General features: G+C 63.8%; 19 protein-coding genes and 3 pseudogenes. 13 read left to right on the top strand and 9 right to left on the bottom strand.

All coding sequences use genetic code 11. From position 1 onward, the window contains the following. Positions 1 to 9 precede the first annotated feature (9 nt). Positions 10 to 849, bottom strand: coding sequence for a VOC family protein (locus tag ACHMW6_RS05125; RefSeq protein ID WP_395406083.1), 840 nt, complete (start codon positions 847 to 849; stop codon positions 10 to 12). 221 nt (positions 850 to 1,070) lie between these two features. On the opposite strand from ACHMW6_RS05125, the gene ACHMW6_RS05120 reads away from it, so the two are divergent. Next, positions 1,071 to 2,228 carry an iron-containing alcohol dehydrogenase gene (locus ACHMW6_RS05120; RefSeq protein ID WP_395406082.1) on the top strand — a complete coding sequence of 386 codons (1,158 nt, stop codon included), beginning with the start codon at positions 1,071 to 1,073 and terminating at the stop codon, positions 2,226 to 2,228. Positions 2,229 to 2,397: 169 nt separating this feature from the next. Here the strand turns inward: ACHMW6_RS05120 and ACHMW6_RS05115 are convergent, their stop codons facing one another. Further along, positions 2,398 to 3,504 (bottom strand): alkene reductase, encoded by a 1,107-nt coding sequence (locus tag ACHMW6_RS05115; protein WP_395406081.1) that lies wholly within the window; start codon positions 3,502 to 3,504, stop codon positions 2,398 to 2,400. A 174-nt stretch (positions 3,505 to 3,678) separates the two neighbouring features. Between ACHMW6_RS05115 and ACHMW6_RS05110 the strand changes: the two genes are divergently transcribed. After that, complete coding sequence (locus ACHMW6_RS05110; RefSeq protein WP_395406080.1) at positions 3,679 to 3,954, top strand: hypothetical protein; 276 nt, start codon at positions 3,679 to 3,681, stop codon at positions 3,952 to 3,954. A gap of 3 nt (positions 3,955 to 3,957) precedes the next feature. On the opposite strand, the gene ACHMW6_RS05105 is transcribed toward ACHMW6_RS05110, so the two are convergent. After that, complete coding sequence (locus tag ACHMW6_RS05105; protein ID WP_395408536.1) at positions 3,958 to 5,343, bottom strand: hypothetical protein; 1,386 nt, start codon at positions 5,341 to 5,343, stop codon at positions 3,958 to 3,960. Beyond that, positions 5,336 to 5,746 carry a DUF305 domain-containing protein gene (locus tag ACHMW6_RS05100; RefSeq protein ID WP_395406079.1) on the bottom strand — a complete coding sequence of 137 codons (411 nt, stop codon included), beginning with the start codon at positions 5,744 to 5,746 and terminating at the stop codon, positions 5,336 to 5,338. Before ACHMW6_RS05100 ends, ACHMW6_RS05105 begins: the two co-directional genes overlap by 8 nt. 181 nt (positions 5,747 to 5,927) lie before the next feature. Here ACHMW6_RS05100 and ACHMW6_RS05095 point away from each other — a divergent pair, with 181 nt between their 5' ends. Then, positions 5,928 to 6,260, top strand: a complete 333-nt coding sequence (locus tag ACHMW6_RS05095) for a CzcE family metal-binding protein (RefSeq protein ID WP_395406078.1) — start codon at positions 5,928 to 5,930, stop codon at positions 6,258 to 6,260. A gap of 22 nt (positions 6,261 to 6,282) precedes the next feature. On the opposite strand, the gene ACHMW6_RS05090 is transcribed toward ACHMW6_RS05095, so the two are convergent. The 3 genes from ACHMW6_RS05090 to ACHMW6_RS05080 all read right to left on the bottom strand — a co-directional run bounded on the left by ACHMW6_RS05090 (position 6,283) and on the right by ACHMW6_RS05080 (position 8,394). Next, positions 6,283 to 7,095: an oxidoreductase gene (locus tag ACHMW6_RS05090; protein ID WP_395406077.1), complete on the bottom strand. Its 813-nt coding sequence runs from the start codon at positions 7,093 to 7,095 to the stop codon at positions 6,283 to 6,285. 117 nt (positions 7,096 to 7,212) lie between these two features. Then, positions 7,213 to 7,935: a hypothetical protein gene (locus tag ACHMW6_RS05085; protein WP_395406076.1), complete on the bottom strand. Its 723-nt coding sequence runs from the start codon at positions 7,933 to 7,935 to the stop codon at positions 7,213 to 7,215. Positions 7,936 to 7,947: 12 nt separating this feature from the next. Continuing rightward, positions 7,948 to 8,394, bottom strand: coding sequence for a MaoC family dehydratase (locus tag ACHMW6_RS05080; protein ID WP_395406075.1), 447 nt, complete (start codon positions 8,392 to 8,394; stop codon positions 7,948 to 7,950). A gap of 133 nt (positions 8,395 to 8,527) precedes the next feature. On the opposite strand from ACHMW6_RS05080, the gene ACHMW6_RS05075 reads away from it, so the two are divergent. From ACHMW6_RS05075 to ACHMW6_RS05065, 3 genes are read left to right on the top strand one after another with little or no spacing between them, the layout of a single operon-like run. Continuing rightward, on the top strand, positions 8,528 to 8,857 hold the full coding sequence (locus ACHMW6_RS05075; protein WP_395406074.1) for a CzcE family metal-binding protein: 330 nt from the start codon (positions 8,528 to 8,530) through the stop codon (positions 8,855 to 8,857). A 28-nt stretch (positions 8,858 to 8,885) separates the two neighbouring features. Continuing rightward, complete coding sequence (locus ACHMW6_RS05070; protein ID WP_395406073.1) at positions 8,886 to 9,455, top strand: TetR/AcrR family transcriptional regulator; 570 nt, start codon at positions 8,886 to 8,888, stop codon at positions 9,453 to 9,455. Positions 9,456 to 9,480: 25 nt separating this feature from the next. Continuing rightward, a complete protein-coding gene (locus tag ACHMW6_RS05065; RefSeq protein WP_395406072.1) occupies positions 9,481 to 10,371 on the top strand; it encodes a ferritin-like domain-containing protein in 891 nt (296 codons plus the stop codon). Here the strand turns inward: ACHMW6_RS05065 and hpnA are convergent. Continuing rightward, positions 10,363 to 11,361: a hopanoid-associated sugar epimerase gene (gene hpnA / locus ACHMW6_RS05060; RefSeq protein WP_395406071.1), complete on the bottom strand. Its 999-nt coding sequence runs from the start codon at positions 11,359 to 11,361 to the stop codon at positions 10,363 to 10,365. The two genes, ACHMW6_RS05065 and hpnA, sit on opposite strands and share 9 nt — an antisense overlap. Before the next feature lie 132 nt (positions 11,362 to 11,493). On the opposite strand from hpnA, the pseudogene ispH reads away from it, so the two are divergent. The 6 genes and pseudogenes from ispH (at position 11,494) to ACHMW6_RS05030 (ending at position 18,102) form a co-directional block, all read left to right on the top strand. Next, positions 11,494 to 12,437, top strand: a pseudogene (gene ispH, locus ACHMW6_RS05055) (4-hydroxy-3-methylbut-2-enyl diphosphate reductase). A gap of 24 nt (positions 12,438 to 12,461) precedes the next feature. Next, positions 12,462 to 13,652, top strand: coding sequence for an adenosyl-hopene transferase HpnH (gene hpnH / locus ACHMW6_RS05050; RefSeq protein ID WP_395406070.1), 1,191 nt, complete (start codon positions 12,462 to 12,464; stop codon positions 13,650 to 13,652). A 3-nt stretch (positions 13,653 to 13,655) separates the two neighbouring features. Further along, positions 13,656 to 14,801 carry a bacteriohopanetetrol glucosamine biosynthesis glycosyltransferase HpnI gene (gene hpnI, locus ACHMW6_RS05045; protein WP_395406069.1) on the top strand — a complete coding sequence of 382 codons (1,146 nt, stop codon included), beginning with the start codon at positions 13,656 to 13,658 and terminating at the stop codon, positions 14,799 to 14,801. Next, positions 14,798 to 16,220 (top strand): annotated as a pseudogene (hpnJ, locus tag ACHMW6_RS05040) (hopanoid biosynthesis associated radical SAM protein HpnJ). Before hpnI ends, hpnJ begins: the two are co-directional and overlap by 4 nt. A gap of 1 nt (position 16,221) precedes the next feature. Next, positions 16,222 to 17,046 (top strand): hopanoid biosynthesis-associated protein HpnK, encoded by an 825-nt coding sequence (gene hpnK / locus ACHMW6_RS05035; RefSeq protein WP_395408535.1) that lies wholly within the window; start codon positions 16,222 to 16,224, stop codon positions 17,044 to 17,046. Positions 17,047 to 17,118: 72 nt separating this feature from the next. Beyond that, on the top strand, positions 17,119 to 18,102 hold the full coding sequence (locus ACHMW6_RS05030; RefSeq protein ID WP_395406068.1) for a lysylphosphatidylglycerol synthase domain-containing protein: 984 nt from the start codon (positions 17,119 to 17,121) through the stop codon (positions 18,100 to 18,102). 2 nt (positions 18,103 to 18,104) lie between these two features. Here ACHMW6_RS05030 and ACHMW6_RS05025 read toward each other — a convergent pair whose 3' ends face one another. Further along, positions 18,105 to 18,725 (bottom strand): phospholipid-binding protein MlaC, encoded by a 621-nt coding sequence (locus tag ACHMW6_RS05025; RefSeq protein ID WP_395406067.1) that lies wholly within the window; start codon positions 18,723 to 18,725, stop codon positions 18,105 to 18,107. A gap of 135 nt (positions 18,726 to 18,860) precedes the next feature. Here ACHMW6_RS05025 and ACHMW6_RS05020 point away from each other — a divergent pair. Then, positions 18,861 to 21,486, top strand: a pseudogene (locus tag ACHMW6_RS05020) (MMPL family transporter); the annotation flags it as partial. Positions 21,487 to 21,511 lie beyond the last annotated feature (25 nt).

Raw genomic sequence — 21,511 nt, 5'->3', positions numbered from 1 at the left:
CCGCCCGCGTCAGCCTGCCTGCCGGCGGCGCGCTTCATAGGCTTCGCCAAACACCTTTTTAGCCTGTCCGCGCACCTGCACGAACTCAAGCTGCTCGCCTTCGGGGCCTTTCGCATAGATCAGCGTCCATCCGTCCGACTTGCCGCTGGTGATACGGTTGGTCAAGGTATTCAAAGGCGCGCGCTGGCGTTCCTGCTCGCTGGGCGACGAGACGATGCGGTTCGCCTTCACATTGATCATGCCGCGTTTCGCCGCCTCCGCCTCCAGATCGCGCACGAACTGGTTGAAGTCGACATCGTCGCGAATATAGAAGCAGACGTGCATCGATTTCGGGAACGCCGGGCTGGTGTTCTCATGCGGCGGCGCGAAGCTTGCGCCGCTGCCCTGCGGCTGGCTGCTGTCGCGATACTGCAGCAGCTCGATGACGACATTGTCGAACTGGATGAAGCGCACATCCAGCCGCTGCGCGCCGCCGCGCAGGTCGGGAATGCCGAGCGTGCGCGGATTGACGTGGCGCTCCGCCGCCTCCAGCTCTTCCACCAGCAACAGCGTGTTGTGAATGACATCGCCCTGGAAGTCGCCATCGCGCATGATTTCGGTGCCGCCCAGTACCTGGGTGTAGAACTCGTAGGCACGGTCCATATTTTGCACGGTGATGCCGAAATGCTGCGCGCCCTGCAGCCTTGCACCCAGCACGCCACGGCTTCCCACTGGCGCCGCCTTTGCCGCCGGCGGCGCAAATGTCGAAACTCCTGCGACGCTTGCCACCGCCGCAAGTCCTGCGGCGCGGATCAATTCACGGCGGCGTGCGTCGTGCGGAGCGTCAGTTTTTTCCTGCTCAATTTCCATGGTCGTTTCCTCAATATAGTCAGGTTCATGCCACCGTCGTGATGGCGCAGATAACAGGCTATCCCAGCTGAAAGAAGCCATTGGTTAAAGCGCGGTTAATTTAAGCAAAGGTGCGGGCGAGGAGATTTACCTTTCTTAACTTCTGCTCGCCACGATGCGTCATTACGCTGTCGGAACCCGGAGCATGAGGCTTCGGGACATTCATCACCTTTGAGAAAGATATGCTGAATTTCGAATTACACAACCCTACCCGCATTGTTTTTGGACGCGAGACTATCGGGCGGATTAATGAACTGGTCCCATCCGGCGCCCGCGCGCTGGTCCTGTATGGCGGCGAAAGCGCGCGCCGCAATGGCGTCCTTGGACAAGTGCACGAGGCGCTCGGCTCCCGCGTTGTCTTTGAATTTGGCGGCATCGAGCCCAATCCCAGCTTCGAGACCCTGATGGGCGCCGTCGAAATGGTGCGCGACAAGAAGCTCGACTTCCTGCTGGCTGTGGGTGGGGGCTCGGTAATCGACGGCGCCAAGTTCGTGGCCGCCGCCGCGGCCTACGACGGGGATCCCTGGCGAATCATGGAAACCCATGGCGCGGCCGTCACGCAGGCAGTCCCCTTCGGCGCGGTGCTGACGCTGCCCGCGACCGGTTCGGAAATGAATCGCGGCGCTGTGATTACAAGAAAGTCGACGCAGGCAAAACTGGTTTTCTCGAGCCCCCACGTTTATCCGCGCTTCTCCATCCTCGATCCCACCATGACCTATACCTTGCCGTCGCGGCAGCTCGCCAACGGCTTGGTGGACGCGTTTACGCACGTCATGGAGCAGTACCTGACCTATCCGGTCGACGCCAGGGTGCAGGACCGCATCTCGGAAGGCCTGCTGCAAACCCTGGTGGAGATCGCCCCGCAAGTGCTGACACCGGATGAAAACTATGAGGCGCGCGCCAACCTGATGTGGTCAGCCACCCTGGCACTGAATGGCCTCATCGCCGCCGGCGTGCCGGAAGACTGGTCCACACACATGATCGGCCATGAACTGACCGCGCTGCACGGTATCGAACATGCCCGCACGCTCGCCACTGTGCTGCCTGCGGCCATGCTGGTGCGGCGCGACGCGAAGCGCGCCAGGCTGCTGCAATACGCGGAGCGCGTCTGGAATATTACCGAGGGAAGCGAGGCGGAACGCATCGACGCAGCCATTGCGGCAACACGCGGCTTCTTCGAAAGCCTGGGCGTTCCGACACACCTGCGCGACTATGGCGTCGGCGCGGAGCACATCGATGCCGTGATCGCGCAGCTTGAGGCGCATGGCATGACCGCCCTTGGCGAGCGGCAGGGCGTGACGTTGGACGTCAGCCGCCGCATTCTCGAAGCCAGCCTCTAAGCGGGCCCGGCGCGCACGCCGCACCGAGAGCCGCTAGTCGTCGATATTCCGTCGGAGATTTCGCTAATCAGGCTACTAAATGGCGCTGGCCGACGCCAACGAACAACGCCATCCGTGAGGAAAAAAAAGCGGCGGGACTTGCGCCCTGCCGCTTCGTACCACCTGATTATCAGGCCGCGTCAGCCAGCGGTAGATAGTCGGTGTAGCCACCGGCGCCGCCACCGTAGAAAGTATCGCGGTTGGCTTCCGCCAGCGGCGCATCAAGGCGCAGGCGTGCAACGAGGTCCGGGTTGGAGATGAACGGACGGCCGAATGCGACCATGTCCGCGTGTCCCGATTCCGCAGCATCGATAGCCATCTGGCGGTCGTAGCTGTTATTGGCAATGTACTTGCCGCCGAACTTTGCGTGCAGGCGCTTGAAGTCGAAATCGCCGGCGCCGTTGTCGCCGCGGGTCTGTCCTTCCACGCAGTGCAGATAGGCCAGGCCAAGCTTGCCCAGCTGCCCGGCGAGATAGAAGTATGTGCCTTCCGGATCGCTGTCCAGCGGCGTATCGCCCACGGCGCGGGTAATCGGCGACAGGCGTACGCCGACACGATCGGCGCCCCACACTTCGGCCACGGCGGTGATCACCTCGATCGGCAGGCGCGTACGGTTCTCGACCGGGCCGCCATATTGGTCGGTACGCTTGTTGGTGCTGTCGCGGATGAACTGTTCCAGCAGATAGCAGTTGGCCGCATGCACTTCTACGCCGTCGAAGCCGGCTTCCATGGCACGGCGCGCGGCATTCCGGTAATCCTCCACCAGGCGCTGGATCTCCGCCGTTTCCAATGCGCGCGGCATCGACGGACGCTCCACGGTCTGGCTTTCCAGGAATACCTGCTCGTCTGCCTGGATCGCGGACGGCGCTACCGGCGCCGCGCCATTTTCCTGCAGGCTCACGTGCGACATGCGTCCCACATGCCACAGCTGGCAGACAATCTTCCCGCCAGCTTCATGCACCGCATCGGTGATACGGCGCCAGGACGCCACGTGTTCGTCGGTATAAATGCCGGGCGTGAAAGCATAGCCGCGTCCTTCACGCGAGATATTCGTGGCTTCGCTGATAATCAGCCAGGCGGTCGCGCGCTGGCGGTAGTACTCGATGGCGAGTTCGGAATGCACGCCTTCCATGTCGGCGCGCGAACGGGTCAGCGGCGCCATGGCGACACGGTTGACGACGCCGATCGCGCCAATGGTGGTTGGAGAAAACAATCTGGCTTCGGTATTGGTTGACATTCAGTCAGCTCCTTAAAGACGTTGCGGGATAGCCCGCAGAGCAGAATAGTCTTTCGGTACCGGAGCGGAGGTTAATCGTGGTAAAGCGAGGTTAATCGAATGCTTCACACAAAACGCATGAAGGCTTCATGATTCCGTCCTATAGTTATCTCATCGACATCCTCAGGAGGCGCTATGCGCGGCAAGGAAAAGATGATTGTGATGGGAGCGGCTTCCATATTGCTTGTACCGCTGATCGCCATGCAGTTCACGGACGAAGTGGCGTGGACGCTGGCGGACTTCGTCGTCGGCGGCATCCTGCTGGTCGGCGCTGCGCTGGCCTATGTATTCGTGGCGAGGCAGCTGCCGTCCCGCCGCCTCGCCGTGGGCCTGGGCGTGACGGCGGTCCTGGTGCTGGTCTGGCTGGAACTCGCCGTGGGCCTGTTCGGAACGCCGTTCGCCGGATCATAGCCGCTAGCGGACCGCCGTCAGCACGGCCTTCGCGGCATCGGGTGCACTGCTGCCTTCCATGACGAGCACTTCACCGCCGTGCGCAGCCGCCGCGCCCTCCCTGGCAAGTTCGCGCACGGGGCCGATCATCGTGCCGTTCGCCATGCCCTTGTCGTTCGTCTTGAAGCTGCCTACCGGCGTTGATACCCCATTCAGGTAGACGCTGTATTCCGTATCCGGCTTCAGCTTGAACAATGAGACCTCCAGCGCGTCCACCAGGCCCAGGTTGCGCGACACGATAAAGCCGCGCGCTTCGCCCTGCGTCGCGTGCAGGCTGATATTCACTGAATCCTTGTTCGTGCGCGGCACGAGATTCTCCTTGCCCTCCCCTTGCGGCACGGCGTGGGACACATATACCAGCGCCTGCGGCGCCTGCCCGCCCGGTATCGTCGCGATGATTTTGTTGACGGCCGGGTCGATCACCTGCACGCCATCGCCATTCTCCATGCCTGTGTAGACGCGGCTGAAGTCATCCGAACTCCAGATGCCGTGCGGCAGGGCGCCGGTGGGAATGGCCGCTTGCAGCTTCCCATCCTTGTCCGTCGTGTAGACCTTCACCGCGTTTTCGCCGCCGATCGTCACATAGGCCAGCGTGCGGCCATTCACCCTGGCGAAAGCCAGATGGTTGGTGATGAAGCCCGTATCGATCACGCCCGTGACTTCCAGTGTGCGCGTATCAATGCGCGTGACCTTGCCCACGTCCTTGTGCGTCATCCAGATCTCGCGGAAGTCGGGCGTGAATTGCAGGAAGGGTGAAAAGGGGCTCGTCACCGAAATCCGCTTCACGATCTGCTTCGTCTTCACATCGATGATATCGACAGTCGGCGTGAAGCTGGACACAACCAAGGCCAGCTTGCCATCCGGATGGAACTGCACCATGCCCGGCCCCACTTCGGTCTTGATGCGGCCCGTTTCCTTGAACGTCTGCGGATCGATCACCGAGATGTAATCCTCGCCGCGCACCACGACCCACACTTCCTTGCCGTCCGCGGTGAAGAAGCCCTCGTGCGGCGAACGGCCCACATAAGTCTTGCCTTTGACCTTGTTGGTCGCCGTATCGATGAAGGTCGCCGAGTTGGAACCGGTGGAGATCACGACCAGCGTCTTGTGGTCCGGCGAAAAGCCCAGGCCATGCACATTGATCTCACCCTTGTACAGCGGCGACAGCACATCCGGCCGCGGATTGCCGAGGCGGATCTGCCCCACCAGCGTATTGCTGGCCGGGTTGAAGACGGAAACGGTATTGCTGTTCTGGTCCGCCGTATAGACGCGGTCCTGCGGCGACGGTGCGGCAAATGCGGCAGGCAGGGCAAGCGCGGTGACGGCGGCAATCAGCGTGTACTTAGTGATGTTCATGCGAGTCCTCTGGTTTTGGATTGTGACGGGCAAGCCAGGCTTGCATCTGCCTGATCTCGTTCTGCTGCTCGGCGATGATTCCCAGTGCCAGATTGCGTACCTCAGGGTCCTTGCTGTAGAGGAGCACGGCCTTGGCCATGTCGATCGCGCCCTGGTGGTGCGGAATCATCATGCTCATGAAATCGTGCTCGCTTTGGCCATTCATGGGCGCGCGCGTCATGCCATCGTCCATGACGGCCATGGCGTCATCCATCAGGGCTGCAAAGGGTTTGGCCGTGGTGGCCGTGAAGACCGGCGTGGCGGACTGGCTTGCCGCGCCGTGATGATGGTGAGCCTCCTGCGCGGATGCCGCCGCTGCCGCAAGGCAGAGCGCCAGGCCGGCGATGTATTTGTTCATGAATTGTCTCCCTGTTGTGTGGGTGGCCCCAGTGTAGAGAAACGGTACCAACAAACTGATTACGACGGCATTACAAATGAATTGTCATCAGTTCGTAATAGTCCAGTCATGACTTGGTCAGCGCCGGTTTTCTAAGATGGTCTCCATCGCAGCACTCAACACACACTCAAGGAGAAACATCATGAAAAGCATCAAACTGACCGCCGCCGCCCTGCTCATCGCCACCACCGCCGGCAGCGCCTTTGCCCAGGGCCCGCAGGGCAATCCCGCCGATTACGGCAACGCCGTCACCGCCGGCGCCGCAACCCGCAAGGTCGATTTGCAGTCCGGCGTCCACTCCGTCAACGTGACCAACGGCGAAACGATTGAATTCAGCAACGGCTCCGATTCCGTGATCTGGCACTTCGACACCTTCCCCGGCCAGACCGGCGTCGACCTGCAATCCATCGCGCCGCAATTGAACGCCCAGGGCGTGCGCGTGTACGTGCAGGACAACCCGCTCTACCAGGGCTGATCGTTCGCAGTCGCCGGCCGCATCATTTCAGCGCCAGCATCAGCATGCGGTCGAACATGCGGTCCGACAAAAGGGAGCGCAGGAATAATACGGGGGAAGCCATGAAGCCAGCGTGATAGCGCGTCTTCGGTTTCCTCGCCTTTAGCGCCTTCACGATGAGATCCGAAATCACGCGCGGGGCCGATCCTTTCGACTGGCTGGCCTGCAGCTTGAACAACTTCGCGACCAGCCCAGCATAGACACCGCGCCCGGACAGGCGCTGCGCCTCTTCGGCCGCGATGTCCGCCCATTCGCTTTGGATGCCGCCGGGCTGGATCACCACCACGTCAATGCCGAAAGGCGCAGTCTCAAGCCGCAGCGTGTCGGAATAGGCTTCCAGCGCGAACTTCGAAGCGTGATACCAGCCGCCCAGGGGCGCGGCGAACCTGCCGGCGATGGAGGAAATGTTGAAGATCTTGCCGAATTTCCGTGAGCGCATATGCGGCAGGCAAATCTGGGTAAGGCGCGCCAGCCCGAAGAGATTGATCTCCATCTGCCGCCGCGCTTCGTCCAGAGGCACATCTTCCAGCGCGCCATACTGGCCATAGCCAGCGCTGTTGATCAGCACATCAATGCGCCCATGGCGGCGGATGATGTCATCCACGCCAGCCGCCATCGACGCCTCATCGGTCACGTCCATGCTCAGCACGAAGCCGCCCGCGTCGCGGATTTCCTGCATGCGCCCTGCACGGCGCGCCGCCCCATAGACCACGTATCCCTCGGCGAGAAGGCGCAGCGCAAAATCCCTGCCCATGCCGGACGACGCCCCTGTTACCAGCACCACTTGCTTTTCCATTAATTCCTCCATTGCAGAAGAAACCCGTCGAAAAACCGCACCGCAGCAGCGGCGGAATTTGCGCAGTATGGCATCGCCGGGCGTGCGTGGACCGCGTGGACCCGGTAAGAACCCTGGTCAATCCCTGAATTCGTAGCCGTTGAAGTCGATGGATACCATCAGCAGGTCGCGCACCGCCTTCATGTCCGGCCCGCGCACATAAGCGCGGCGGCGGGTCGGCATCATCAGGCCCTGCACTTCAATATGGCCGTCGATGTACTGCGCTGCGGGGAAGGAGCCGGCGACGTCGACGTGGTAATCATGCCGGCGCAGCAGCAGGTCGGGACCAAAGTAGAAGTCCTGGTACTCGCTGTGGCTGGCGATGTGCTGCGGGAAGCGCACTCGCAGGCCGCGCCACTGCTCGCCGTCCTCCTCGATGGACGCACTCTCTTCCACTTCAAAGCCCGGCATCGCCAGCAGGAACGGCGAAGTCAGATACGTCCACATCGCATAGCCGTTGAAGTAAGCACGGTGCAGCGGGTTCCACGGCGTGTTCATCGTGTGCCCAGCGAAGGCCGTGCGCGGATCGGCGAGTTCCTTGACGATTTCGCCATCCGTGGTTTCGATTGCAACGCGCTCCGGACGGAAATTCGTGCGCCAGTTCGGCTGGCCGAAGGGCGTTACCGAAGCGAATTCCTCGTGCAGCGACACTGTCTGCCTGCGCGGCATTGAATCCATCATCAGGCCCTTCAGGGGCCACAGGCCGCCGCCGCTGACCACTTCCACACTAACCGTATTGAACTGCCTGAATCGCTCCAGGCCACCATGTGCAGCAAGCACCGCTTTTACAAATTCATTCATCGAAGACTCCTGTTACTGTCGGCGTTGCACGATCAGGTTGCCGACAAAGACCTGCACCGGTTCATTGCGCTGGTTGAAAGTCGTGCAGCGCACCTTGATCACGCCCTGCTCCGGCCGCGATTTCGAAGCACGCACTTCGAGCACCTCGTTCTCCACCCGCAGCTCGTCGCCCGGCCGCACCGGTTGCGGCCAGCGCATTTCCTCGAAGCCCGCACCGACGATGCCGCCAGCCAGACGGAACTCGCCCTGCACCATCAGGCGCATGGTCAGCGCCGCCGTATGCCAGCCGCTCGCCGCCAGGCCGCGGAAGATCGTCTCCTGCGCGGCCGCCTCGTCCAGGTGGAAGGGCTGCGGATCGTATTGCCCGGCGAAGGTCTTGATCTGGTCCGTATCCACCGTCAACTTGCCGGATTGGTATTTCTGGCCGGGTGCCAGGTCTTCCAGGTACAGCGTGCTCATAAAGCCTCCACCGATTAGATAACGATCGTTATGCTATCATGCCTGCGTTGTCGACGCGGACCACTCTAATTCCCGTGTTGACTCCTTCGAAACACACACAACGATTCTCAATCCACGAGAAAGGAGAAACATCATGAAAACCCTGAAACTGACTGCTGCCGCCCTGCTTATTGCCGCTACCGCCGGCACTGCGCTGGCCAGCGCCCCGTACGCCACTGCGGGCGACTATGGCAACATCGCCGCGGCCGGCACCGCCAGCCGCAAGATCGACCTCAGCAGCGGGACCCGCTATGTGAATGTCGCCGATGGCGAAACCATCGAATTCAGCAACGGCTCCGATTCCGTGACCTGGCACTTCAACACCTACCCTGGCGCGACCGTTGTGGACCTTTCGACAATCGCACCGGGCCTGAATGCACAGGGAGTGCGCGTCTACGTCCAGGAAAATCCGCTGTACCAGTAAAATCTTCACTGACAGGAGTGGAGGAGACATGCGATACCCAGCCGGATACAAGGAAGAACGGCGCAAGGAATTACTCAAGACTAGCGGTGAGGTCATCAAAAACAATGGTTTTTCCGCAACGGGCGTCGACGCGCTGATGGCTGCGTCCGGCGTGACCAGCGGCGCTTTCTACAGTAATTTTTCCTCGAAGAATGAACTGTTGAAGGCGCTGGTCGAAAGCGAAATGACCGGCTTGCGCGGCATCTGGGAAAAAAATCCGCACAACGAACCCGGCGCCTGGCTCGATTTCGAACTGGACCGCTATCTAAGCCGCAGCCACGTGCAGCGTCCCGCCACGGGCTGCATGGTCCCCGCCATTGGCGCCGAAATCGGCCGCGCCGGCGAGGACATCAAGGCCATCTTCGAACGCGAGAGCCGCAAATGCGTGGAAATGCTGTCTGCAAGGCTGGGCAGCGAAGCCCTGGCCTGGGCCTTCGTCAGCCAGCTGGTCGGCACCGTGCTGATGGCGCGCGCCATGCCGACGGAAGCCGCGCAACAGGAAGTGCTCGACGCGGGAAAAAAATTCCTGAAAGCCGCTGTACAATCCATCCGACAGTAAGCCAATCCACACAGGAGGCAGTCTGATGGTCGATCACACGCAAGCCTTGCAGGCCGATCACGCGATGCGCAACTGGGCGGACCCGTCGCCCGATCCCGTCAAGCCCGGCTCCGAGCGCCATCTGCGCATGTTCTGCGAACTGCTGCTCCAGACCCACAATCCCTACAAGCCCGCCGTCATCGACTGGCCGAAGCTCGAACCCGAAGCCCTGCACCGCGTGACCTCGCTGCCGATCTGGGACATCGCCGTGCAGACCGAAGGCCGCGCCTCGATCCGCGTCAAGACCTTTGCCGCCACCGTGCAAGACCCGCTGCTGCGCCGCGCGCTGGAAATGGATGCGGACGAGGAAGCGCGCCACAAGACCGTGCTCTCGAAGCTGGTGGAAGCCTACGGCATCGAGCTCGCGCCCGAACCGGACTATCCGCCGCCCGATGATCCGGAATGGGGCTGGCTCGTCACCGGCTACAGCGAATGCATCGACAGCTTCTTCGCCTTTGGCCTCTTTGCCGCCGCGAAGCGCTCCGGCTTCTTCCCCTCCGAGCTGGTGGAAACTTTCGAACCGGTGATCCAGGAAGAAGGCCGCCACATTCTTTTCTTCGTCAACTGGGCCGCCTGGTACAAGCGCCAGCTGCCATGGTGGCGCCGCCCCGTCTACACGCTCAAGGTATTGCGCGTATGGGCTTTCCTGATCTGGGAGCGCATCGGCATCGCGCGCGGCATCGATACCGATGGCACGGCAAACGACGCTAACTTCACAATGACCGGTTCCGCCGCCGTGGCCGAGCCGCTGTCGCCGAAAGCGCTGATTGAACTCTGCCTGAGCGAAAACGAGCGCCGCATGGCCGGCTACGACGCGCGCCTGCTGCGTCCCAACACGGTGCCGCGGCTGGCGCGGCTGGCGGCGAAGCTACTGTAGATATCCCGCATTGCGGAACCAGCCCAGCGCATCGCTCAAGCCTTGTGCATACGGGCGCGGCGCGTAACCGAGCTCCTGCCCGGCTTTTGCGGAAGTGAAGAACATGCGGTAGCGCGACATCTTCAGGCCATCGACAGTCAGGAAAGGCTCGCGCCCCGTCAGCCGCGCCATGCCTTCGGCCAGATGCGCCAGCGGATACAGCGGCCAGCGCGGCAACTCGACCGATGGCGGCTTGCGTCCGCTCAGCACAGCAATTTCGCGTAGCAGTTCGCGCAGGCTCGCGTCCTGGCCGCCGAGGATGTAGCGCTCGCCAATGCGGCCCCGTTCCAGCGCCAGGAAATGGCCCTCGGCCACGTCGTCAACATGAACAAGATTCAAGCCGGTATCGACAAAGGCCGGCATTTTTCCTGCTGCCGCTTCGAGAATGATGCGGCCGGTCGGCGTGGGACGCACATCGCGCGGCCCGATGGGCGTGGACGGGTTCACGATTACTGCAGGAAGTCCCTGCTCGGCCACCATCTGCTCCACCAGCCGCTCGGCCAGCACCTTGCTGCGCTTGTAGGCGCCGATGGCTTCTTCCGGGTTCAGCGCCGCATCTTCGGCCACAGGTACGGTAGCGCCGGCGACGCGCAGGGTGGCTACGCTGCTGGTATAGACAATGCGCTCCACGCCGCAGGCCAGTGCCGCATCCATCACGGCCCGGGTGCCTTCGGTATTGGCGCGCACGATCTCCTCGCTGTCGGGCGCCCACAGGCGGTAATCGGCCGCTACATGGCAGAGATAACGCACGCCGGACATCGCCTCGTGCATGACCGCCTTGTCGCGCATATCGCCCGCTACTACCCGTACGGGCAACCCTTGCACATTCCGGCGTGGACTCGAGGGCCGCATCAGCACGCGCACGCGCATGCCGCGTTCGAGCGCCTGCCGCACGACCGCCGAGCCGACAAATCCGGAGGCGCCGGTCACCAGAATGTCGTCTTCCTCCATCGCATTGGCCCATTCCAAAATAAAAAGTCGGTTGTGAAAAGTGCACACATGCCGATACCGGTATATAGTAAGTCCTGTTGCGCTGAATGTGTTGCAATTCACTAAAACCAGGGTCCGAAGGGAGTCTCTGTTATGCAGGTGATACTTGCCCAACCACGCGGCTTCTGTGCTGGCGTCGTGCGAGCGGTCGAGATAGTGGACCGTGCGCTGATCAAGTATGGTGCTCCGGTATTTGTCCGTCACGAGATTGTGCATAACAAGCATGTGGTCGAAGGACTGCGGCGCAAGGGGGCGATCTTCGTCGATTCCCTTGAAACAGTGCCGGCCGATGCGGTCACGGTGTTCAGCGCCCACGGCGTTCCCGCCGCGGTCGAGCGTGAAGCCGAGCAGCGCCGGCTGCGTCCCATCGACGCCACCTGCCCGCTCGTCATCAAGATCCACAACCAGGGCCGCCGAGTATGCCGCCAGCGGCCGCACGGTGATCCTCATCGGCCACGCCGGCCACCCGGAAGTCATCGGCACCATGGGCCAGATTCCCGGCGAAGTGATCCTGATCGAAACCGAAGCCGATGTGGCGCGCATGACCCTGGCGACCGATACGCCGGTGGCCTACGTCACCCCAGACCACGCTGAGCGTGGACGATACGCGAAACATTATTGCGGCCCTCGAAAAGCGCTTTACGAATATCGTGGGTCCGGACACCAAGGACATCTGCTACGCCACGCAGAACCGGCAAAGTGCCGTCCGTCAGCTGGCCCGCCTGGTTGATGTTATTCTGGTGATCGGCGCCACGAACAGTTCGAATTCCAACCGCCTGCGCGAGATCGGCACCGAAAGCGGCGTGCCGAGCTACCTGATCGCAGACGGCAGCGAGCTCGATCCCGCCTGGGTGCGTGACGCTGGAGTGGTAGGCATTACGGCCGGCGCCTCGGCGCCGGAAGCCATGGTCGAAGATGTGCTGGCCGCCCTGCGCAAACTGGGGCCGGTCGACGTCACCACCATGGATGGCAAGGAAGAACACGCCGAGTTCAGGTTGCCCGCCGAGTTGGCGGATGTGCAGCCGGTGACCGTCTGAAGGACTTATCCGCAGGAGGCTGATTTGGCCATACCGTTTTTGCAGGCTGCCCGCGTGGGCAGCTACATCGTTCGCCAGCATCTGGCGGGCCGCAAACGTTATCCGCTCGCGCTGATGCTCGAGCCCCTGTTCCGCTGTAACCTCGCCTGCGCGGGTTGCGGCAAGATCGATTATCCCGATCCCATCCTGGACCTGCGCCTGTCGCTGGCGGAATGCCTGCAAGCGGTGGACGAATCCGGCGCGCCGGTGGTTTCCATCGCCGGCGGCGAACCGCTGCTGCACAAGGAAATGCCGGAGATCGTGAAGGGCATCATTGCCCGCAAGCGCTTCGTCTACCTTTGCACCAATGCGCTGCTGCTGGAGAAAAAGCTGGACCAGTACCAGCCCAGCCCTTATTTCGTATGGTCCGTTCACCTGGACGGCGACCAGAAGATGCATGACCATTCGGTCTGCCAGGAAGGCGTGTACGAGCGCGCAGTGGCGGCAATCCGCGCTGCGAAAGCGCGCGGCTTCCGCGTCAATATCAACTGCACGCTGTTCAATGACGCGATTCCCGACCAGGTGGCGAACTTCTTCGATTCGCTGAAGGACATCGGCGTGGACGGCATCACCGTGTCGCCGGGCTATGCCTACGAACGGGCGCCGGACCAGCAGCACTTCCTCACCCGTAACAAGACGCGCGAGCTGTTCCGCGCCATCTTCGCGCGCGGCCGCGGTGGCCGCAACTGGGACTTCAGCCAGTCTTCGCTGTTCCTGTCCTTCCTGGCCGGGAACCAGACTTACCATTGCACGCCCTGGGGCAATCCCTGCCGCACCGTGTTCGGCTGGCAGCGTCCCTGCTATCTGCTCGGCGAAGGCTATGCCGCCTCATTCCGCGAGCTGATGGAGGAAACCGACTGGGACTCCTATGGCACCGGCAATTACGAGAAGTGCGCGAATTGCATGGTGCACAGCGGGTATGAGGCGACAGCGGTCGCCGACACCTTCAAGCATCCGCTGAAGGCGCTGGCTGTCAGCCTGCGCGGCGTGCAGACTTCCGGAGCGATGGCGCCGGATATCGCTTTGGACAAGCAGCGTCCAGCCGAGTACACGTTCAATCGCGAGGTATCGATCAGGCTTGACCAGATCGGGCATCGCAAGGCCGGCCAATCGCACGCTGCCGCCCCGGCGCCCCGGGCGAACGCCTCGGCCGGCGCCGAAGCCGGAGGCCGCTGACACATGATCACGCTGGACTGGCCCGCGCTCACCGGCGGCGCACTGTCCGCTGTTGCGGCGTCATACGCTCTGCTCGCCGCCATCGCCACCTTGCGCGCCCGCCGAGCCGCCGCCCTGCCCGTCGCGTCGCAGGACGCGCGCGCTGCGTCCGCCGGCGCGACCGTGTTGAAGCCCCTGTGCGGCGCCGAGCCTCTCCTGTACGACAATCTCGCCACATTCTGCCGCCAGCAGCATCCGAGCTACCAGCTAGTCTTCGGCGTGCGCGACGCGAACGATCCCGCCGTCGCGGTAGTGCGCCAGCTGCAGGCCGACTACCCGAAATGCGACATCGCGCTGGCGATCGACAAAAACACCCACGGCAGCAATCCCAAGGTCAGTAACCTGATCAACATGCTGCCCCACGCCCGCCACGACCGGCTAGTGCTGGCCGACAGCGACATCGCGGTCCCGCCCGACTACCTGGCACGCGTCACCGCGCCGCTCGGCGACGCCACGACGGGCGTCGTCACCTGCCTGTACCGCGGCCGCGCGGTGGCCAAAGGCTGGCCCCAGCTGGGCGCCCAGTTCATCGACGACTGGTTCGCGCCATCGGTAAGGATCGCCCACGCCGGCGGCTCGCGCAGCTTCGCCTTCGGCGCCACCATCGCCCTGCGCCGCGACGCGCTGCAAGCCGTTGGCGGCTTCGAAGCGCTCGAAGACCGACTGGCCGACGACTACTGGCTGGGCGAGCTCACGCGCCGCCTGAAGCTGCAAACGGTCCTGTCGGACGTCGTCGTCACGACCGACGTCACCGAGCGCACGCTGAAAGACCTGTGGCGCCACGAACTGCGCTGGATGCGCACCATCCGCTCGCTCAACACCGCCGGATTCGCATTCACCTTCATCACCTTCAGCTGGCCCATGCTGCTGCTTGGCCTGATCCTGAACCATGCCCCGCTGGGCTGGATGCTGTTCGCCGCAGGCGCCATCGCGCGCAGCCTGCAGGCTGCAACGGCAGCCGGTCCCGGCGCCATCCTGCGCGCCCCCTTGCGCGATGCCCTTCTGCTGGCCGAATGGGCCGCCGCCCTCACCGGTTCGCGCGTGCGCTGGCGCCAGCAAACCCTGTCCGTGCATGACGCACAACCGCTTCTGCCCGAAAGGACGCCATGAAAACCCTGTTCCTCCAAGCTCCATCCTTCGATGGCTTCGACGGCGGCGCCGGTTCGCGCTACCAGGCCAAGCGTGAGATCAAATCCTTCTGGTATCCCACCTGGCTCGCCCAGCCCGCCGCCATGGTGCCCGGGCAGCCGGCTGCTGGACGCTCCGGCCGACGGCATCGGCGTCGAGGAAACGCTGAATATCGCATCCGATTACGAGCTGGTGATCATCCACACCAGCACTCCGTCCTTCCCCACCGATATCAAGTTCGCCGAAGCGCTGAAAGCGCGCGAGCCGGCGCTGATGATTGGCCTGGTCGGCGCCAAGGCCGCCGTGGAGCCGGACGCCACGCTGGGCGGCAGCCCCGCCATCGATTTCATCTGCCGCGAGGAGTTCGACTACACCTGCCAGGAAGTCGCCGCCGGCAATCCGCTGCCTGATATCCTGGGCCTGAGCTACAAGCTGCCGGATGGCACGATCAGGCATAACGATGCGCGGCCGATGATCGAGAACATGGATGAACTGCCTTTCGTTGCGCCGGTCTACAAGCGCGACCTGAAGGTGGAGAATTACTTCATCGGCTACCTGAAGCATCCATACGTATCCATCTACACGGGCCGCGGCTGCCGCTCGCGCTGCACCTTCTGCCTGTGGCCGCAGACCGTGGGTGGACACCGCTACCGCGTGCGCTCGCCGGAAAACGTGCTGGCCGAGGTCAAGTGGATCAAGGAGAACATGCCCGAGGTGAAGGAGATCATGTTCGACGACGATACCTTTACCGACTTCCGTCCGCGCGCCGAGGAAATTGCGCGGGGCATGGGCAAGCTGGGAATGATGTGGTCCTGCAATGCCAAGGCCAACGTCCCGTACAGCACGCTGAAGATCATGAAGGAGAATGGCCTGCGCCTGCTGCTGGTGGGCTATGAATCGGGCGACGACCAGATCCTGCTGAACATCAAGAAAGGCCTGCGCACCGATATCGCGCGCCGCTTTACCGCCGACTGCCGCGAGCTTGGCATAACCATCCACGGCACCTTCATCCTCGGCCTGCCGGGCGAAACCCAGGACACGATCGAGAAGACCATCCGCTACGCACAGGACATCAACCCGCACACGATCCAGGTATCCCTTGCCGCGCCCTATCCCGGCACGGTGCTGTACCAGCAGGCGCTCGACAACGGCTGGATGAAGGACCGCAAGGTCATCAGCCTGGTCAACGAAGATGGCGTGCAGCTGTCGGCGCTGAGCTATCCGCATCTGTCGCGCGAAGAGATCTACCACAGCGTGGAAGTGTTCTATAAGCGCTTCTACTTCAGGCCGAGCAAGATCTGGGAGATCGTGCGCGAGATGCTGGGCAGCTGGGAGATGACCAAGCGCCGCCTGCGCGAGGGCGTGGAATTCTTCCACTTCCTGCGATCGCACGAGGCTTGACCTGGCTGCTCCGTCTGTCCCGCGCGGCCTGATCATCACCGCCGACGATTTCGGCCTGCATCCGGCCGTCAACGAAGGCGTGGAGCTGGCTTATCGCGATGGCGTGCTGAATGCCGCCAGCCTGATGGTCAGCGCCCCGGCCGCGCGCGACGCCGTGGAGCGCGCGCACCGCTTGCCCGGCTTGCGCGTGGGCCTGCACCTGGTGTTGGCCGATGGCGCGCCCACCTTGCCGCCTGCGGCCATTCCCGGCCTGGTCGGCGCCGACGGACGCTTCAGCGCGTCCATGGTCGGCAAGGGCGTGCGCTTCTATTTTTCGCGCGATGTGCAGCGCCAGCTGGCGACCGAGATTCGCGCGCAGTTTCATACCTTTGCCTGCACCGGACTGCCGCTGGACCATGTGAACTGCCATAAGCACTTCCATCTGCATCCAACGGTGCTGTCGCTGATCCTGTCGATTGGACGCGAGTATGGAATGCGCGCGGTGCGGTTGCCGCTGGAAGCGGGTGCGCCGTTCTGGCTGCGTCCATGGCTTGCCCTGCTGCGGCGCCGGCTGGATGCGGCGGGCATGGCGCACAATGACCAGGTGGTCGGCATCGGCGCCAGCGGGGCCATGGACGAGGAGGCGCTGCTGGCCGCGCTGTCCGGGCTGCGCGATGGCGTGACCGAAATCTACTCGCACCCCGCCGTGGCCACCGCTACTCCACTCGCGCCGACGATGTCCACCTACCGCCACGCCGACGAACTCGCCGCCCTGCTCTCCCCCCGCGTGCGCGCCGCGGTGGAAGCCCTCGCGCTCCCTCACGGCGGATATGCCGATATCTTTTAAAACCCAAGGCAAGGAGCAGGTGTCTGCCACGATGTGGCAGACACCAGGTTCACGCCGTGGGTTTGAAAAGCGATGAAGCGGCTCGCATATTTATTCGCCCTCATCGGCCTGCTCGGCCTGATCGCCCTGGTGGCCCACCAGGGCGCAGCCGACGTGGCACGGGTGCTGGCCCAGGCCGGCTGGCCGCTGCTGCTGCTCCTGCCCCTTCACGCCCTGCCCCTGCTGCTGGACGCCCAGGGCTGGCGCACCTTGCTGCACGCCGCGCTGCCGAAAACGCAAAGCACGCCGCCGTTGTCCTTCCTCTGGTGGGTCGCCTCGGTACGCGAAGCCGTGAACCGCCTGCTGCCCACCGCCAGCGTCGGCGGAGAATTGGTCGGCATAAGACTCGCACGACTAAGACTGAACGACACCTCCGCCATCGCCGCCAGCATCGTCACCGAGGTGATGGTCGCGATGTTTTCCTACTACGTGTTCACGGTCATGGGCGTACTGGCCCTGCTGTCGGCAATGGAAGCCACGAAGCACGGCTGGGCGATCATTGGCGGACTGCTGCTGTCGCTGGCCGGGCCCATCCTGTTCGCGCTCGCCCTGCACCACGGCGCCCTGTTTGCGCGCCTCGGCGGTGTGATCCGCCACATCTTCGGCGAAACCCAGATCGGCAGCGCGGCCGACGGCGCGAAACTGGACGAGCATATCCGCGCCCTCGTCCGCAGGCCGGGCGTACTGCTGCGCGCCATGGGCTGGCAGGTATCGGGACTGGTCATCGGCACAGCCGAAGTGTGGCTGGCGCTCATGTTGCTGGGCCACCCGGTGGACCTGTGGCAGGCGCTCTTCATCGAAGCCCTGACCCAGGCGGCAAGGCAGATGGCCTTCTTCGTCCCCGCAGGCCTCGGCGTACAGGAAGCCGTGGTGCTGATGCTGGGTGAAATACTGGGCATCGGCCCGGACATTTCCCTCTCCCTGGCCCTGGTCAAGCGGGCCAGGGAATTGCTGTTCGGCGTGCCTGCCCTGCTCTCCTGGCAGTGGCTGGAAGTGCACCGCTGGAGGCGGCAATGAAATCAGGCTGCCGCGGCGCGCGCGTTATGGCGTTCCAGGTACTTGATCAAGCCGGCGACACCGTCGCGCGCCACGATATCGTTGAACTGGCGGCGGTACACTTCGATCAGCCAGGCGCCCATCATATTGATGTCGTAGATCCGCCAGCCATTGGTCGAACGGGTCAGGCGGTAATCGATCAGCATATCCTCGCCGTTGGCGAACACCTTGGTCTGCACCACCATATCGTTGGCGCTGCCCTTGCCCATCGGCTTGTACGAAAACTTCACGTTCTGCTCCCGCAACTGGGACAGCGACAGCGCATACGTGCGCACCAGCAGCGCCTGGAATTGCTGGAACAGTTGCTGCTGCTGCTCAGGCGTGGCGTCGGTCCATGCCTTGCCAACAGCAAGTTTGGTGGTGTAGCGGAAATCCGTATAAGGCAGGAACTGCTTCTCCACCACAGCAGTGATCCTGGCCATGTCGCCGCTGCGCGTGCCGGGGTCGGACTGGATGGTGGTCACCACATTCTCGACAGCGGCGCGCACCAGCGCATCCGGCGTCGACTGAGTCTGCGCCACGGCCGGCGCGGCGGCCAGCACAGCCGCAAGCGGGATCAAGGCTGCGTATCCATAGATTTTCATCGGCTGCAACTCCCTATCGTGCCGCTGGGCGCGGCGGGCGCTGCCAGGTATATCCTGCCGGCGCAAGCGCCGTCGCCACGCCTGCTGCTATACTGGCCGCACCCAAATCCGCCACGAGGCAGCTGCGATCCGCCCATGCTGACAGCCCTGCTCACACGCCTGGTCCACTTTGCCGCGCACCGCGCCTGGACCACCATCGCCGTGGCTACAGTGCTCACCGTAATCGCAGCGTTCTACGCCGCCACACATTTTGCCATCGACACCGACATCGACCGTTTGCTCGAATCGGACGAACCCTGGGCCCGGCGCGACGCCGCCATCACGGTCGCCTTCCCGCAAAAGCGCCAGCTGATCCTGGCCGTGGTGCAAGCCCCGGCGCGCGAACTGGCCGACGCGGCAGCGGACGAACTGGCTAAGGCCCTGCAGGCCCAGCCCCAGCGCTTCCGCACCGTGGCCCAGCCGGGGGGCGGCGAATACTTCGCGCGCTCAGGGCTGCTGTTCCTGCCGGCGAACGAAGTGGCGGACATCTCCTCCAAACTGCAGCAGGCCAGGCCCCTGCTCATCACGCTGCAGCGCGACCCGACCTTGCGCGGACTGGCGGATACTTTGTCCACCACGCTCGCCCTGCCCCTGCAAACCGGCCAGGTGAAGCTGGAGGATATGGCCGGCCTGCTGAACCGCAGCGCCGCCGCGCTGGAAGCCACACTGGCCGGCAAGCCTGCCGCGCTTTCCTGGATGGATATGGAAGACCCAGCGTCCGGCGCGCCCGCCAAACCAGCGCTTGTCAGCAGCTTCGTCGCCGTCACGCCCGTGCTGGACTATGCCAGCCTGGCCGCCGGCGGCGACGCCACGTCCTGATCCGCGCAACCGCGGACAAGCTCGAACTGGCCAGGCGTTACAACGCCGCCGTGCGCCTGACCGGCCCGCAGCCGCTGGCCGACGAGGAATTCGAATCCGTGGCCGAAGGCGCGGTGCTGAACGGCGTGCTCACGCTGCTGCTGGTCATCTTCATCCTGTGGCTGGCCCTGCGCTCGGCCAAGCTGATTATTGCGGTGCTGATCAGCCTTATCGCGGGCCTGATCGTGACGGCCGCCCTCGGCCTGGCCATGGTGGGTTCGCTGAACATGATCTCGGTGGCCTTCGCCGTCCTCTTCATCGGCCTGGGCGGCGACTCGGCATCCAGTTCGGCGTGCGCTACCGCGCCGAGCGACACGATGATCCTTCCATGCACCGCGCGCTGGAACGCAGCGCGGCCATTGCCGGCGGCCCCCTCGCGCTGGCCGCTGCCGCCACGGCCGTCGCCTTCTTCTGCTTCCTGCCCACCGATTACCGAGGCGTGGCGGAACTGGGACTGATCGCGGGCGTCGGCATGCTGGTGGCCTTCGCCACCACGCTGACCATGCTGCCCGCCCTGATCTGCGTGCTGCGGCCGGGCGGTGAACCGCATATGCCATCGGCACGCTGGCTGGCGCCGGCCGATGAATTCTTCGAACGTCACCGCAATACCGTGCTGATCGCCACCTGTGTGGTCATACTGGCCGGCGTGCCCCTGCTGCCCAAGCTGCGTTTCGATTTCGATCCGCTGAACCTGAAGGACCCGCATTCGGAATCGATGGCAACCTTACGCGCGCTGGCCGATGCGCCGGAGGCCGGCACCGAAGATGTCAACATATTGACGGCCTCCCAGGCCGAAGCCGCCCAGCTTTCTCAGCGCCTTGCCAAACTCCCCGCTGTGGCGCGCACGCTGACGCTGGACAGCCTGGTGCCGGACGACCAGGGGACCGAGCTGCCACTTATCGCGGCAGCCTCTTTCGTGCTGATGCCGGTACTTGCCCAGCCCTCCACCCCAGCCGCCAGTGACAGCCTGCGCAGCGCCGCCCTGCGCCGCCTGGCCGCCCAGCTGGAACAGGCGGCGGAAGACCATCCCGGCACAGGCGCTGCGCCAGCGGAAAGGCTGGCAAAGGCAGTGCGCAAGCTGGCCACCGGCGACGCCGCGCTGCGCGACCGCGCCGAAGTGGCCATCGCCCTGCCCCTGCAACTGGCGCTGAAACGCCTGCAGATCGCCCTGCAGGCCGAAGCTGTAAGCATCAAGGATGTGCCGGAAGCGCTGGTGCGCGACTGGATCACGCTGGACGGGCGCGCGCTCGTCGCCGTCACCCCGCGCCTGCCGCCGCCGGACAGCGCCGAGCGCCCCGCCGCGCTGGAACGCTTCATCAATGCCGTACTGGCCGCCGAACCGCGCGCCGCCGGCGGTCCGATCTCGGTGCGCGGATCGGCCAACACCATCATGCGCGCCTTCGCCGAAGCCGCCGGCTGGGCGGTCCTGTCCATCACCATCCTGCTATGGATCACGCTGCGCAGTTTTGCCGACGTGCTGCGCACCCTGGTGCCGCTGCTGGTCTCCACCCTGGTCACGCTGGAATGCTGCGTGCTGATCGACCTGCCGATGAACTTTGCCGATGTGATCGCGCTGCCGCTGCTGCTGGGCGTAGGCGTGGCCTTCAAGATTTACTATGTGATGGCCTGGCGCTCCGGCCAGCGCCACCTGCTGCAATCGAGCCTGACGCATGCGGTGCTGTTCAGCGCCGCCACCACGGCCGCCGCTTTCGGCAGCCTGAGTTTCTCGCACCACCCCGGCACGGCCAGCATGGGCCAGTTGCTGGCCCTGGCGCTGGCCTGCACGCTGGTTGGTGCGGTCTTCTTCCAGCCCATCCTGCTCGGCCGCCCACGCCAGGACGCCGCCGAGCCGCAGGGAATCGAACGCGGAAAGTCCCGCGCAAACGCGT

The sequence above is a fragment of the Pseudoduganella sp. UC29_106 genome (assembly GCF_044055365.1).
Taxonomy (GTDB): Bacteria; Pseudomonadota; Gammaproteobacteria; order Burkholderiales; family Burkholderiaceae_D; genus Rugamonas.
Note: the sequence above shows the minus strand (reverse complement) of the source record. Positions and strands in the feature narration are given on the sequence as shown.